At 42.4% G+C, this 14460-nt stretch carries 10 protein-coding genes; 7 read left to right on the top strand and 3 right to left on the bottom strand.

The features are described from left to right. The first annotated feature begins 268 nt into the window (after positions 1-268). From H6G57_RS08835 to H6G57_RS08825, 3 genes are all read left to right on the top strand, one after another. Positions 269-1081 carry a tryptophan-rich sensory protein gene (locus H6G57_RS08835; protein ID WP_190517758.1) on the top strand — a complete coding sequence of 271 codons (813 nt, stop codon included), beginning with the start codon at positions 269-271 and terminating at the stop codon, positions 1079-1081. Between the two features lie 101 nt (positions 1082-1182). Beyond that, entirely contained in the window at positions 1183-2175 is a 993-nt protein-coding gene (locus H6G57_RS08830) for a serine/threonine-protein kinase (protein ID WP_190517757.1), read from the top strand. A 201-nt stretch (positions 2176-2376) separates the two neighbouring features. Then, the gene (locus H6G57_RS08825; protein ID WP_190517755.1) at positions 2377-3531 is read left to right on the top strand and encodes a serine/threonine-protein kinase; all 1155 of its coding nucleotides are present in this window, start codon (positions 2377-2379) and stop codon (positions 3529-3531) included. Positions 3532-3698: 167 nt separating this feature from the next. Here the strand turns inward: H6G57_RS08825 and H6G57_RS08820 are convergent, their stop codons facing one another. Then, positions 3699-4436 (bottom strand): transposase, encoded by a 738-nt coding sequence (locus H6G57_RS08820; RefSeq protein ID WP_190517753.1) that lies wholly within the window; start codon positions 4434-4436, stop codon positions 3699-3701. A 211-nt stretch (positions 4437-4647) separates the two neighbouring features. Between H6G57_RS08820 and H6G57_RS08815 the strand changes: the two genes are divergently transcribed. From H6G57_RS08815 to H6G57_RS29375, 3 genes are all read left to right on the top strand, one after another. Beyond that, on the top strand, positions 4648-7140 hold the full coding sequence (locus H6G57_RS08815; RefSeq protein ID WP_190517751.1) for a tetratricopeptide repeat protein: 2493 nt from the start codon (positions 4648-4650) through the stop codon (positions 7138-7140). A 398-nt stretch (positions 7141-7538) separates the two neighbouring features. Further along, the gene (locus tag H6G57_RS08810; protein WP_242048921.1) at positions 7539-8363 is read left to right on the top strand and encodes a HAMP domain-containing protein; all 825 of its coding nucleotides are present in this window, start codon (positions 7539-7541) and stop codon (positions 8361-8363) included. Between the two features lie 47 nt (positions 8364-8410). Beyond that, positions 8411-8533, top strand: coding sequence for a hypothetical protein (locus H6G57_RS29375; RefSeq protein ID WP_255528348.1), 123 nt, complete (start codon positions 8411-8413; stop codon positions 8531-8533). Between the two features lie 35 nt (positions 8534-8568). On the opposite strand, the gene H6G57_RS28925 is transcribed toward H6G57_RS29375, so the two are convergent. Together H6G57_RS28925 and H6G57_RS08800 are read right to left on the bottom strand one after the other, a co-directional pair. Next, the gene (locus tag H6G57_RS28925; RefSeq protein ID WP_242048920.1) at positions 8569-9183 is read right to left on the bottom strand and encodes a DVUA0089 family protein; all 615 of its coding nucleotides are present in this window, start codon (positions 9181-9183) and stop codon (positions 8569-8571) included. A 578-nt stretch (positions 9184-9761) separates the two neighbouring features. Beyond that, on the bottom strand, positions 9762-10097 hold the full coding sequence (locus H6G57_RS08800; protein WP_190517749.1) for a hypothetical protein: 336 nt from the start codon (positions 10095-10097) through the stop codon (positions 9762-9764). A gap of 918 nt (positions 10098-11015) precedes the next feature. Between H6G57_RS08800 and H6G57_RS08795 the strand changes: the two genes are divergently transcribed. Then, complete coding sequence (locus H6G57_RS08795; protein ID WP_190518062.1) at positions 11016-14411, top strand: response regulator; 3396 nt, start codon at positions 11016-11018, stop codon at positions 14409-14411. Positions 14412-14460: the final 49 nt, after the last annotated feature.

The following is a 14460-nucleotide window of genomic DNA, read 5'->3' as shown; positions in this document are numbered from 1 at the left end:
ATTTATCGTGTCTCTAAATTTTTTTTGTTAGAGTCGTTTCTATAACGCTACTAGGACAGGTCTCAATCCTAAAACCCTTTCACAGCTTATATGAAATCCTGAAAAGAATGCTACAAATTCCCCCCTGTAGAGACTAAGCATGGCTAGTAGAGACGCGCCATGGCACGTCTCTACAGGGGGGTTAGGAAGGATCATCTGTAGCATCTATAATTGGATTTCATATTAACTGTAAGCTGTTCCCTATTCCCTGCTATATTTTTCAAGAGCAATGCAGACTAATTCTCCTGACTCTAATTTTAACTCGGTCAGACAATGGGCAAATATCACTGCAATTTTAGCCGCCTTCGGAATTAACGTATTAGCGAATATAGCTCCTTTTAATGGGTTAACCATTGGAGAAATTTCTAATACTATTTTTAGGAATGTTAAAATTATTCCGGCTAATTATGCCTTTGCAATTTGGGGTTTAATTTATGTAGGATTATTTGCGTTTGCGGGATATCAAGGTTTACCTCAAAACCGTGAAAATCCTCGATTACAAAAATTAGGTTTTTCCATTGTTTTAGCTTGTATTGCCCAGATTGTCTGGGTATTTTTATTTCAATATCAAATGTTTTTTCTGTCCCTAGGGGCAATGTTGGCTATTTTAAATTCCTTAATAGTGGGATATTTACGGTTAAATATTGGTAAAGTTAGAGTTTCAAAAAAAGAACGCTGGTGTGTCGATATTCCCATTAGTATTTATTTCGGTTGGATTACTGTTGCCACGATTGTTAATGTGGCTTTAGTGTTAGAAAATTGGCAATGGACAGGGGGAGGAATTTCACCCGAACTCTGGACAGCAATTTTATTAATCATTGCAGGAACATTAGCCGCGATTTTAATCATAGAACGGGATGAAATGGCTTATCCTTTTGTGATTATGTGGGCACTTTGTGCGATCGCCGTTCGCCAAGCGACGCAACCCATGATTTTAGTTACAGCCATCGCCGTATCCTTATCATTAGGATTATTTGGATTAAGTTTAACGATTCTCGGTCATTATCAGAAGATAGGGAACAGGGAACAGGGAAATAAATAGTACACTAGATAAGACGTACCATGGCACGTCTCTACACAGTCTTATAAGCGTCTTGATTTTTTGACGTGGGATCCCGATAATTTTATCAGAAGGATTGAGCGATGGGCTGGCAATCAGGGGAACAGTTACGCAACGGACAATATACGATTATTAGAGAATTGGGACGGGGACGGTTTGGGATCACCTATTTAGCTAGGGATAAACAGGGCCAAACCTGTGTGATCAAGACCTTGAGTGATGATTTAATCAATCAATTAATTCCCTCGGATCTCAAGCGTTTAGAGGATAAAATCTGGCAAGAAGCAACTAAATTAGCCCATTGCCAACATCCCCATATTGTTAAACTTAAAGAGTCTTTTAAAGAAGGCGATCGCGTTTGTTTGGCTATGGAACATATTGCCGGAGAAACTCTCGAACATCTGCCTAATAAAATATTACCCGAATCCGTTGCTTTAGACTATATTCGACAAATTGGTTCGGCTTTAACTTGTGTGCATGAAAAAGGATTTGTACATCGAGATGTTAAACCTGCTAATATTGTTTTACGCGCTGGGAAATCGGAAGTTGTCTTAATTGATTTTGGTTTAGCGCGAGGGTTTGATAATCCTTTAACAACAGTTAAAGCCTCAACTGCCGATGGTTTTGCACCTTTGGAATTGTATCATGTTGATAGTGAACAAAAGCCCTATACGGATGTTTATTCTTTATCGGCAACTTTGTATGTTTTACTAACTGGAACTATTCCGGCTAGTGCAATGGATCGGAGTTTACAAAAAGCCCAACTCATTCCACCCAAACAACTAAATTCTCAAATTAGCGATCGCACCAATACCGCTATTTTAGAAGGGTTGAAACTCGCCCCGGAAGACAGACCTCAAACCATCAACGAGTGGTTAAAATTTCTCCCTTCTGGGCATCAAAATCTAGTTTTACCTCAAATTGAACCTGTACTATTTTGGACAATTGTAGCCGCAATAGCAGGGATTTTAGGAATGATTGGTACTTGGGTGGCATTGTTCAAACCCAGTTCACCTCCGACACCTTCCCCCTCTCCACCTGTTATTGAACAGCCCCAAAAAACCATTAATAACTAATCGTAGTAAGCCCTTTAGGGCTAAAATGTAGTAAGCCCTTTAGGGCTAAGAGTCCTGAAGGACTCACTACGGGGGATAAGAGTCCTGAAGGACTCACTACGGGGGGAAAAGCGATCGCTAAAATCCTAATAATAAAATAATAGGTAATATTTTCAGTCAATCAATATGGCATAATTACAATAGTGATCAATTTCAAAAAATATGGCTTGGCAACCCGGTACAACACTTTATGGCGATCGCTATACAATTATTAAAAAACTGGGGGAAGGCGGGTTTGGCATCACCTATTTAGCGCGAAACCCCAAAGGACAATATATTGCCCTCAAAACCTTACTGGATAAGTACCTCGATAACCCTGAATATTTACGGAAGTTTGAAAGAGAAGCTATCAGACTCGCCGTTTGCCGCCATCCCCATATTGTGGAAATTGGTAATGTTTTTTGGGAGGGATCTTTACCTTGTATTGAAATGGAATATATAGCAGGAAAGGACTTCTGGGAGTTAGTGCAGGAAAAGGGTGCATTTCCCGAAGCGGAAGCGATACGATATATTCAACAAATTGGTAATGCTTTAACAGTTGTTCATGATAAGGGGCTATTGCATCGAGATATTAAACCCCAGAATATTATGAAGCGGGAAGGAAAAACCGAAGCGGTGTTAATTGATTTTGGTATTGCCAGAGAATTTATTCCTAATAGAACTCAAACCCATACTAATGTTGTGAGTGATGGATTTGCTCCTCTTGAACAATACTATGAACAAGCAAAACGTGGCGAATATACAGATGTTTATGGTTTGAGTGCGACGTTATATTGTTTGTTAACAAATCAAGTCCCACCGCCTGTTTTTGTTAGAACTGGAATGGGTCGAGATGTTTTAAAACCTTTAAATCAAGTTGTTAATGTTAGTAATAGAGTCCATGAAGCGGTGATGAAGGGGTTAGAAATACAACCCGATAAACGTCCTCAGTCGGTGGAAGAATGGTTAGAAATATTGATTGATAATTTGGAAACCGTTCCATCCCGATATCAGAAATTGCAACAACTTCTCGCAGCAGGACAGTGGAAAGAAGCAGACCTGGAAACTGCCAGAGTGATGCTTCAGGTGGCAGGGAGAGAGGAGGAAGGGTGGCTAAATATAGACTCGATTAATAATTTCCCCTGTGAGGATTTACGCACGATTGATCAGTTATGGGTAAAATACAGTAAGTCCCGCTTTGGCTTCAGTGTCCAGAAAAAGATTTGGCTGGAAGTTGGGGGTAAGGTAGACTATGAAACAGAATGTAAGCTGGGTGATCGCGTGGGGCGAAGAAAGAGAAGGCAGTTTGTGGGACAAATAAGTTGGCCACCTCCCTAACCTCCCTGTAACTGGTCCAATCTGGGTCTTCTTCTCTCGCGTCAAGAACTGTAAGCTGTAATCTATAACAATTTCAGCCCTTTGTCAAGTCGAGTTTTTGGGGGTTTGTTTCACCCAATTTTCGTTATTTCAGCATTTCGTTACCTGTTAGGGGGGAATACGCCTCTTTAAGGGTCAAATTCAAAGAACTGACGGGCATAATTAGGGTCATAGCAGTTAGCGAGAACAAATTTTTTAGCCACTGCTCGAATTTCCTCATCGGGAGGTTCCCAAGTGTCCCAAGGAAGGGTTAACTGTCCAGGGGATTTTTTATGTTTTTTCCCCTTAAGAATTTTCGGTAAAAGTTTACTTCCCCAATGACAGCGCCGTTCCGGTTTAGGTTTTGGGCGATATTTTTTACAAAAACCCCGATATTTCGTTGCACATTCTTCCAAGGTTTTTCCCAAGGATAAAAACGCTGGATGCCATTGAGTTAAACCATCATCTGTTAAGCGGTCATGGGTTCCATAGTTGCTAAAATCATAAAAAAAACCCGACTGCATCCCCGCAGCTTTTGGGTTAGCATGAATATACCGTAATGTATTTAAAGCCCGTTTTGTATCCGTATTTTCAAACGCCGTTTTATGGTAACGTTTCTCCCAGAAATGTCCTGTCCGATTTAACATTCGATTAAAACACATAGCAGTATACCAGTTCAGAAAGTGCATAATCTTAGGTAAATCTTGAGGTTGAGCAGGTTCCATCAGATAATGCACATGATTACTCATAATGCACAGCGCATAAAGTTTAAACGGATATTTAATCAATACTTTTTTAATTGCATAGAGAAACACTTCTCGGCATTCTAAACGAGTCAGACGAAACTCACGATTATTACAGCGAGTTGTGATGTGGTAAGAAAACATATTTTCTATCGTTTCTAGGTTCCACTTAGAAATACTAAAAAGGTGGCTCTCTCTGCAACCAATAAATAATAGAGGCAGAGCCTCAATATAGTATTCCCAGGCTGGAGCCTGGGAACCAGAAAAACTGATAACTGATAACTGATAACTGATTTTCAGTCAACCCAAACCCGAAATGTGTCAAACTATAAAGGATGGGTTGGAGAACTCGGACTTGGTTAAACAGACAAAGCTATTCACGCAACAGCATCAACGGTTTGAGGCTGAGGTCATCTCTGATACGCGCCTTAATTTTTTGGCGTGGGTATCCCGCAGCAGCGTTATCCTGACTTTAGTATTAATGTCGGCGGGAGTTAGCGTTGCTCAGTCTCAACCCCCGAAGCCTCCAGCACCAAAACCCACAACTCCAACCGAAACCCTGTCCCCCAAGGATAGCCAGGAACTCGAACAACTGCGAGAACAGCAGCGTTTACAAGAACAGGTTCAAGCGGAAGCTCAACGGGCCTTTAAACAGACCATGACGCTATTTAATTTGTTATTAGCACTGTTAGGGGTGTTATTAGCAGCAACCTTAGTGGGATTATGGTTATTGCGGCGTTCTGTTGTCCGAGAAGTTACTATTATTGTTAAAAATCATCTCAATGAATTAGGGGATTTAGAAGGAAAAATAGCAGCCGCAAATCGACAAATGCAAGCGGTGATTCAGGAAACGGATCGGATTGCTCAAGATCTCCATTTAGAAGCTGATGATTTCCAGCAGGAATTAGGAGACCATCGCAGTCAAATAGGGGAATGGTTAACAGAATTAACCCAGGTTCGTCAACAAGCTATTCAAGAGTTTCAACAGGAAGCGCAAGAAGCGGAACAGGAAATTCATCGCTTAGAAATTGAATTTTCTAAACAATTAGCAGAGTTACAAAACCGGGCCAGTAATCAACAGGATGTGATCTTACAAAATTTAGATCAACTGGGAACGAATTACGCGAATCATTTGGCAGGATTACAAGGAGAGGCGGATCAACAGCAGAATACGGTTTTAGAACATTTTAAACAGTCAGAAGCGGCTTTAACAACGCAATTATCGGATTTACAATATCAAGTCCAACATCAACGCGATCGCTTATTCCAAACCTTAGAACAAGTGAGTACAGACTTTAAAAAGACGGTATCCGGTTGGCAAACGGATGTTCAAGGACAAAAAAATACCGTTGGCAAGAATTTACAACAAATTGAAGCGGAATTAGTTCAAGAGTTATCCCAACTGCAAAAACAAGCCGAAACCCAAAAAGATCGGGTATTTGCTCGTTTAGAACGATATGAAACGGACTTTGCACCCCAATTAGAAGAAATTCGGATTAAATCTGAACAAAAAGCTCAGGAACAAATTGATTTAGCTTTGAGAAATTTAGAGAAATTTGGCAATGATGCTGTTACAAAACTCTCTGATTCTCAAGGTAAAATTCAGGGACAAATGGAGCAGAAACTCCAACGCATTCAACAGTTAGAACAACAAGCGGAAACCCAACTCGCGACCTATCAACAACAAGTCCAAAGCCAGGTGGATGAAAAGTTACAACGATTACAACAATTAGAAGCCGAATATGCTGGGATTATTGCCGATAGTCAGGCGGGATGGAAAACCCAAAAAGAACGAATTGTTCAACGGTTAGAGAAGTTTGATCAAGATGTTAATGGGGTAATTGAACAGTTAAGAGGAGATTTACAAACCCGCAAGGATTCTACCTTTAAGAAATTGGATAAATTTGATACGATGTTAACGGAACAGTTAACAGAAGTTCAAGCGGATGCTAATACTCAAAAAGCCGGAATTTACCAAGAATTAGTGGCGATGCAGTCGGAAGCCTTAATAAGAAAAGATGAAATTCTTAAGGAATTAGCCGCAATTTCTCCCACTGCTTTAGTGGAATCGGCGGTATCAGACATGATGCAAAAAATGGAAACAATTACGGAGCAATTAGAACGGTTAAAAGTGAATAAACCGGAGTTGTTTTTAAATATTGAAGATTTTGTACAACAGGGGAATGTCTTGTTTGCAGAAGGACGTTATGAAGAGGCTTTAGGAGCATTTCATCAAGTTGTAGAATTACAACCGAATGATTATCGATCTTGGCTAAATCGAGGCATGGCTTTAAGTCGATTAAAACGTCAAAATGAAGCGATCGCATCCTATAAAAAAGCCTTAGAAATTAAACCCGATTATCATCAAGCTTGGGTGGATTTAGGCGTAAGTTATGGTAAATTACAAAAACATCAAGATGCTTTTGAAGCCTTTGATCAAGCGGTGAAAGTCAAACCCGAAGATGGGGTGGCGTGGTTAAATCGGGGGATGGCGTTACAAGCCATTGAACGTTATTCTGATGCGATGACATCTTTTGATCAAGCCATTGAATTTGATCCTGATAATTCTAAAGCCTGGAATTATCGAGGTTATGTTTTAATTAAGTTAAAACGGGGAAAAGAAGCTGTAGAAAGTTTAGATCGAGCCTTAGAATTAAAGCCTGATTATGCCGATGCTTACTATAATAAAGCCCTTAGTTACGCTCAACAACGTCAAACGGAATTAGCTGTTGAACATTTAGAACAGGCTATTGATCTAAATTCCCGTTATCGGGAGGAAGCTAAAACTGACCCAGATTTATATTCAATTGTGAAGTTTTTGCGTCCGAAAGCTAAACTTCAATCTTAAATTGATTTCCCGTTAACAGTCTGATTACTCCTCTTTAAACCACAAAAAATAAACATTCTGGTGACGGGAAAAGAAAATACAAATCTCTAGCTGAAAAATAAGGTTAAAAGGCTCAGGTATTGACAAAAAAGCCAAAATATGTATATGCTACAACCATACAGTGATATCGTGGGCTAATCGATCTAGCATTTCTGAGCAAGTTGTAGATAGCTGCGTCCTAGTTTTAATATTTTTGTTTCCCATCAGTAAGCTGAGTGATTTTACTCAATTCTACTTCCATTTGAAGGGTGATCGCCTCTCAACAATGGATTAATCATAAAAACTTTTTATTAACGCTGAAATCGTGAGAGTTAATCCCGCGATCAAGTTACTTATCCTTTTTCCACCACCCAGCCATTATGGTAACTACATCTCTCCCTCCCAACACCGACGATCTGGATGTCTCCCAACTGCTTGAAATCCTCAATGCCTTTGAGAAGGGGGATTTCTCGGTGCGAATGCCGATCAATAAAACGGGGTTAGCGGGCAAAGTCGCCGACAAACTCAACGATATTATTGAGCGCAACGAACGCATGGTGGAAGAGTTTGAGCGTATCAGTACGGTAGTCGGGAAAGAGGGCAAAAGCACCCAACGAGCTACCGTTAATAATGCGAATGGCCAATGGATGGACGCGATTAACTCCATCAATATGTTGATTAGCGACTTGGTGCAGCCCATGGCAGAAACCGCCAGGGTGATTCGGGCTGTGGCTAATGGTGATTTATCCCAAATTATTCCTTTAGATATTGATGGCAGACAACTCAAGGGAGAATTTCTCCAGACAACCCAGACCATTAACACGATGGTAGAGCAGTTGAGTTCCTTTGCCTCTGAGGTGACACGGGTAGCACGGGAAGTGGGAACAGAGGGGAAACTGGGAGGTCAAGCAGAAGTTAAAGGTGTTGCGGGAACCTGGAAAGATTTAACCGATTCAGTTAATTTAATGGCAGGCAACCTCACAGCCCAAGTGCGGAATATTGCCGAAGTGACAACGGCTGTAGCTAATGGGGATCTCTCCAAGAAAGTCACAGTAGATGTCAAAGGAGAAATTCTGGAACTAAAAAACACCTTCTGCATCCGGTCGCGTGGTAGCCCCGTCAATTTATTGCGGGGTGGAAACGCGACACGATCGGTTTTAACCGCCGTCAATATTATTTTGAACCACAATTTTCACACAGTTTAGTATAATATAGAGCAACAAGCCAAAAACCGAGTTGGGGGTGATGCGAGTTGGTACGGAGTACAGCAACGGTGTTCATTACCGAAATTCCTTTACTCGTAGACAGCAAGCAAGAATCAGAATTATTGTCCCGTTTTCAAGCAGCGAGACAACTTTATAATGCTTATTACTAGAAAAATCAGTTAAGATGATTCAGCGATGATTTTTCTCATGCTTTATGCTGATGTTTGCGCTTGAGCATCGAACCCGCACCGAAAGCACTTAAACCCATCAGACCCAACACAGTACCAGGCTCGGGCACGCTAGCGATTCTGACATCGCCAGTGAAACTGATTTGGTAGTCTCCTGGCCCATAGATGAAATTGCTGTCCGTCTGAATCCCAGCAATAGCCTCGCTCAGGCTAAAATAGAAATCAGAAATCGCCAATGTATAATTTCCTGGATTCAAAAACCGCGATAAATAGGAATCCAGACCAGATGTTGATCCATCCGAGTATCCACTACTACTATAGTAATCGTCGTTGCTGGTAATGAAATCGCTGGAGTCTAGGGAACCATCATTGTTGAAAAGATAAATTTGGGAGTCCAGAGCAGAGGCTCCGTTTCCGAAGTCAAAACTACGTGCCAGAACATCTATCGCGACTGTACCGGCTGTATTCACAGTGAAATTCCAATAATCAACCGTGGTGGTTTGTGGGGTAGGGTTCGTAATGCTACCTCTGACAAAGGAAGAAGCCTCTGCTGAACCAACTGTTCCTAAAGTGACAACTGCTGCTCCCAGGGCAGCTACTGATAGCTTTTTGCTGAGGTTCTGATTAATCATAATTTTGGACTCTACTACAAAGTTCTGGTTGACTAAGTAATATCAAGTCCAAGGGTATCGTTCGGATCATTCCGGGGCAACCACAGGGGGATTGCCCCTACGGTAGGGGGAACCAAAGTGTGGTTGCCCCCCAGTTATTCATAAACGAAGCAGTAGGGCTTGATATCATAAGTGGGTTTGGCGAACCTTGGTCTATCAACCAATGGCAACATCCTAACCTCCCCCACCAGCCATGTCAATGATTATACGGTATCTTCACAAAAAAAACATAAACGTTTCCGGGAGGATATTGACAATATTCTCAAGGGCAGGGGCTTGTCCCCGCCATCAGGCACCAGATAATTTTAAAGATTTGGTAAATTAAGCCAAAATACCTTGACAAATGTTTATTTCTATGATAATGGAACAATCCTGTAAAATGGTGAAATATTTAGCTAACAAGCTGACAGTAGCTTGCTGTTTAAATGGTCAATGGGATATCTCTGGAAAGAGGACTAAATCACCAGCAGGCGTAGGGCCTCGGAGGGACGGAGGGAATGCAGGGGGTCATCATTCCTCCAAGAGGAGAATCGCTGGTGTCAGCGGTGCTTGAGAGACTTTTGCTCAAGAAAGGCCACATCTAGAGCCGCTCTGGCTGCCGAGGGGACGTTATGCTCGAGCAAAAATGTCTCTATTTGCTGCCTATCTAAGGGATGCCACTGTGCCGCTACTGGGGCAATTGCTTGCAAAGCGGCAAATATAGCCTCTGTGGATTGTAATGCTCCAGAAGCGGAAAATGGCGACGCTTCTCCCCAGCCTTCGATGCCATCAGAGCTGACCCGCACCCAGACATTAGTAGTTTGGGCGGTAGTGCCACGACTGATGGTCAGAGGAAAGCGTTTGTGAACCGTAAAAGTTTCGATATCCAGACGCATGGTAGGTTAATTCAGGGGGATTGGAGTTTATTTTTGTCATTTGTCAAAAGTCATTTGACAAGGGACCTTCGGACAAGGGACTTTTGACCAATCACCAATGACAACTGTAATTTTTCGGTGTTATTCGAGACTTAAGGTCATTAGCATGAGTATTTTTACGTAAATTTGTGAGGGTAATTTTAATCTATTTTTTGGGTAAATATCTGGGTGAGATGATTTTTTAATAAAAATTTAATCACATTGGTCAATATCGGCTTTGATTGAGTTACACTGTGACTCTAAATCAACAGGCAGGAGGTAGTAGCGCTGGCGCTTTGGGAAATCTGGGGAGGGAGAGAGGGGGCTGACCCCCCAAAACTGTGGGGGACACCAGCACCTGGTAGGGGCGAAGCATTCCGCTATTAACTCCTGGGTTTTAGCAAAGGCTATCGGTGGAATGCTTCGCCCTACTTACTTGACAACAGCATTTATACCAAAAACTTACCTTTTATGCAGCTACAAAACCGCTATTCGTCCCTAAATGGCAAAGAAATCAGCCCCAAGGCAAAATCCAGAAGCGACAACCAGCAGGGTGACAACCGGCGCCAGTGGTATGGGGTGAAACAGCTACTGGGGCTTATGATGTGACAGGTGTAGTGATGCACAGAGATTTATTCTCTGCATATCTGAGTAGATTTGTCAATGACGAAGATAACCTTTTATTGCATCTTGCTCAAAGTGAGTGGGAAAGGTTGGAGCCAATCTTAATGCAGGCATGGAAGGTATTTCAGATAAACTGCGAACAATTAGGTGCGTCCGAAAGTAGGCTGAGTCATTCACCCTCAGAGCAGTTCTGCATGAAGCTGGGAACAGTTAACCAGATAGCTATTAAAGAGCGAAAAGTTAACTCTAATTCTTAGCCTGAATCCCCGCTGATTTATCGCGGGGAGTGGCTCAAGGGTTGCCAAAGAAGTAGGTACGGAAGGAAAACTGGGGGGACAGGCACAGGTAAGAGGAGTCGCAGGCACCTGGAAAGACTTAACTGATTCCGTCAACTTGATGGCAAGTAATTTAACAGCCCAGGTGCGGGGGATTGCGCGAATTGTTACCTCCGTAGCTAACGGGGATTTGAAACGCAAACTGGTTTTAGAAGCCAAGGGAGAAATTGAAACCCTCGCAGATACGATTAACGAGATGATCGATACCTTGGCCACGTTTGCCGATCAGGTAACATCGGTGGCCCGTGAGGTGGGTATTGAAGGGAAATTAGGCGGTCAGGCGAAAGTTCCTGGAGCGTCGGGGACGTGGCGCGATTTAACCGACAATGTGAACGAACTGGCCGCGAATTTAACCACCCAAGTCCGAGCCATTGCGGAAGTTGCGATCGCAGTTACCAGAGGTGACTTAACCCGATCAATTGCGGTTGATACTCAAGGTGAAGTGGCTGTCTTGAAAGACAACATCAACCAGATGATTGCCAACCTCCGCGAAACAACCCAGAAGAACACCGAACAAGACTGGCTGAAGACGAATTTAGCCAAGTTTACCCGAATGTTGCAGGGACAACGAGATTTAGAAACCGTATCCAAATTAATTCTCTCCGAATTGGCTCCTCTGGTGTCCGCCCAACATGGTGTGTTTTATCTCATGGATGCGTCAGGATCGAGCGCGTACCTGAAACTTCTCAGTACCTACGCTTTTAATGAACGGCAACATTTAGCTAATCGATTTCATTTAGGAGAAGGCTTAGTCGGTCAATGTGCCTTAGAAAAAGAGCGCATCTTACTGTCTCGCGTTCCCCGTGACTATATTACGATTAGTTCGGGTTTAGGGGAAGCACCGCCCTTAAATGTGGTTGTATTACCGATTCTATTTGAAGGACAAGTCACCGCAGTTACGGAACTGGCATCTTTTGATCGATTTAGTGAAATTCATTTGACCTTTTTAGATCAACTCACTGAAAGTATTGGGATTGTTTTAAATACCATTGCGGCGGGAATGCGAACCGAAGAACTGCTCAAACAATCTCAATCTTTAACGGAAGAATTGCAGAGCCAACAGAAAGAACTCACCGAAACCAATAAACAACTCGAACAAAAAGCCAAATCCTTACAGACCTCAGAAGAACTGTTGAAAAACCAACAAGAGGAACTGCAAAAAACCAACGAAGAATTACAAGATAAAGCCAAATTACTCTCCAATCAAAATGAAGAAGTAGAACGCAAGAATCGAGAAATCGATCTGGCTCGATTAGCAATAGAAGAAAAAGCAACTCAACTGGCGCTCACCTCTAAATACAAATCTGAGTTTCTAGCAAATATGTCCCATGAGTTGCGAACTCCTCTGAATAGCTTACTATTATTAGCTCGATTATTGAGTCAAAATCCTGATGGTAGCTTGAATGAAAAACAAGTTGAATATGCCGAAACTATTCATTCAGCCGGAACAGATTTATTAGCCTTAATTAATGATATTCTTGACCTAGCAAAAATAGAATCTGGAACAATATCCATCCAGCAAGAACATTTACCCTTATCCGAACTAAAGAACTTTATTGAGCGTACCTTTAGCCAGATCGCCCAAGAACGTCACTTAAAATTCATCGTCGATTTCCATTCGGATTTACCCCGAACGATTTATACCGATGTCAAACGACTTCAGCAAATTCTAAAAAACCTGCTCTCCAATGCCTTTAAATTTACAGAACAGGGAGAAGTTCGATTATCTGTAGCACCCGTGACTCAGGGATGGGGAATGGATCTCGAAACCCTCAACCAATCAAAACAGGTGATTGCCTTTACCGTTAGCGATACGGGTGTTGGAATTGAAGCCAGTAAACAAAAAGTCATCTTTGAAGCCTTTCAGCAGGCTGATGGCACCACTTCCCGCAAGTATGGGGGCACAGGGTTGGGTTTGTCCATTAGCCGCGAGATTACACGATTACTGGGGGGTAAAATCACCCTGGCGAGTCAGTTCGGAAAGGGGAGCGTCTTCACGCTTTATCTACCCCAAAGTTATCAAGAACCCACACTCCAGCCCGTCCCTGAGATAGCTCCATTGCATTCATCGACAACCCATACTTCCCCTTTAGAACCCGTTCTCAATTCGAGTTCGCTGTTGGATGATCGGGATCAGATTGTGGCAGGCGATCGCATCTTATTAGTCATTGAAGATGACACAGTTTTCAGTCAAATTGTGGTGGAGTTCGGACACAGCCAAGGCTTTAAAATGTTAGTTGCGGCTCATGGAGAAATCGGGTTAAGACTAGCACACCAATACAAACCGGATGCGATTATCCTCGACATTGCTATGCCTATCCTTGACGGTTGGGTTGTTCTTGACCACCTGAAGCATAACCTCACCACCCGACATATTCCGGTTCATATTATCACCGTAACCCAGGATGATCATCATCACGGTTTGCGACAAGGCGTGGCATCCTTTTGGCAAAAACCCATTAGCAATGAAAAGTTACTGGAGGTCTTTGCCCGAATTCAGGCTTCTCTTAAACAAGACCCTCGGAATCTGTTATTGGTGACACCTGATATTAACCAACAGCAACAAATTATTGATTTAATTAGTAATCAAAATCTCCAGATCACGGCGATTAATACTGGGACAGAAGCCTTAAATTTACTACAAGCCCAGCCTTATGATTGTCTGATTGTGGATTTGAATCTAACGGACATGGATGGCATTAGCTTAATTCAATACATCCGCCAAGAATTCGCTAAAAATCCCCGTTTTGATGATTTGCCGATCATCGCTTATGCTCATCCCGACCTTTCGGATCGACAAACAGTAATCTTACAACAGGCTCACGCCCTAGTGGTGTTAAAAGATGAGTTGGGACTCCCCAGTCTATTCGATAAAATAGCACTGATTTTGCATCAACCCATTGATCGGCTTTCTGCGAACCAGCAACAATTAGTCAGACAGTTACAGCAGCAAGCTCCTGAGTTGCGCGGTAAGAAAATCTTGATTGTCGATGATGATGTCCGAAATGTTTTTGCCCTCACCAGTATGTTGGAGTCATTTCAGTTGAAAGTGATCTATGCTGATAATGGTCGCAATGGCATTGCGATGCTGCAAAGTACCCCTGATATTGATGTGGTGTTGATGGATATCATGATGCCGGAAATGGATGGTTATGAAACGATTCAAACGATCCGGCAGATGGAGTCCTTCCAACGGCTACCTATTATTGCTCTGACGGCTAAAGCCATGCAAGGCGATCGCCAAAAATGCTTAGAAGCAGGAGCGTCAGACTATATTCCTAAACCCGTTGATATTCAGCAACTTCTCTCACTCTTGCGGGTTCTGCTCCGGTGTTAGAACGGTGAACGGTTGAGAGTTGCAGGCGGACGGTTCCGTACCGTGAGGT

It is taken from the genome of Planktothrix sp. FACHB-1365, assembly GCF_014697575.1.
Taxonomy (GTDB): Bacteria; Cyanobacteriota; Cyanobacteriia; order Cyanobacteriales; family Microcoleaceae; genus Planktothrix.
This window is presented reverse-complemented; position numbering and strand designations above follow the sequence as displayed.

Coding starts and splice junctions, on each gene's coding strand:
- H6G57_RS08825 (WP_190517755.1), top strand. CDS start 2,377: ATGGCTTGGCAACCCGGTACAACACTTTATGGCGATCGCTATACAATT.
- H6G57_RS08830 (WP_190517757.1), top strand. CDS start 1,183: ATGGGCTGGCAATCAGGGGAACAGTTACGCAACGGACAATATACGATT.
- H6G57_RS28925 (WP_242048920.1), bottom strand. CDS start 9,183: ATGATTAATCAGAACCTCAGCAAAAAGCTATCAGTAGCTGCCCTGGGA.
- H6G57_RS08800 (WP_190517749.1), bottom strand. CDS start 10,097: ATGCGTCTGGATATCGAAACTTTTACGGTTCACAAACGCTTTCCTCTG.
- H6G57_RS08820 (WP_190517753.1), bottom strand. CDS start 4,436: ATGTTTTCTTACCACATCACAACTCGCTGTAATAATCGTGAGTTTCGT.
- H6G57_RS08810 (WP_242048921.1), top strand. CDS start 7,539: ATGGTAACTACATCTCTCCCTCCCAACACCGACGATCTGGATGTCTCC.
- H6G57_RS08835 (WP_190517758.1), top strand. CDS start 269: ATGCAGACTAATTCTCCTGACTCTAATTTTAACTCGGTCAGACAATGG.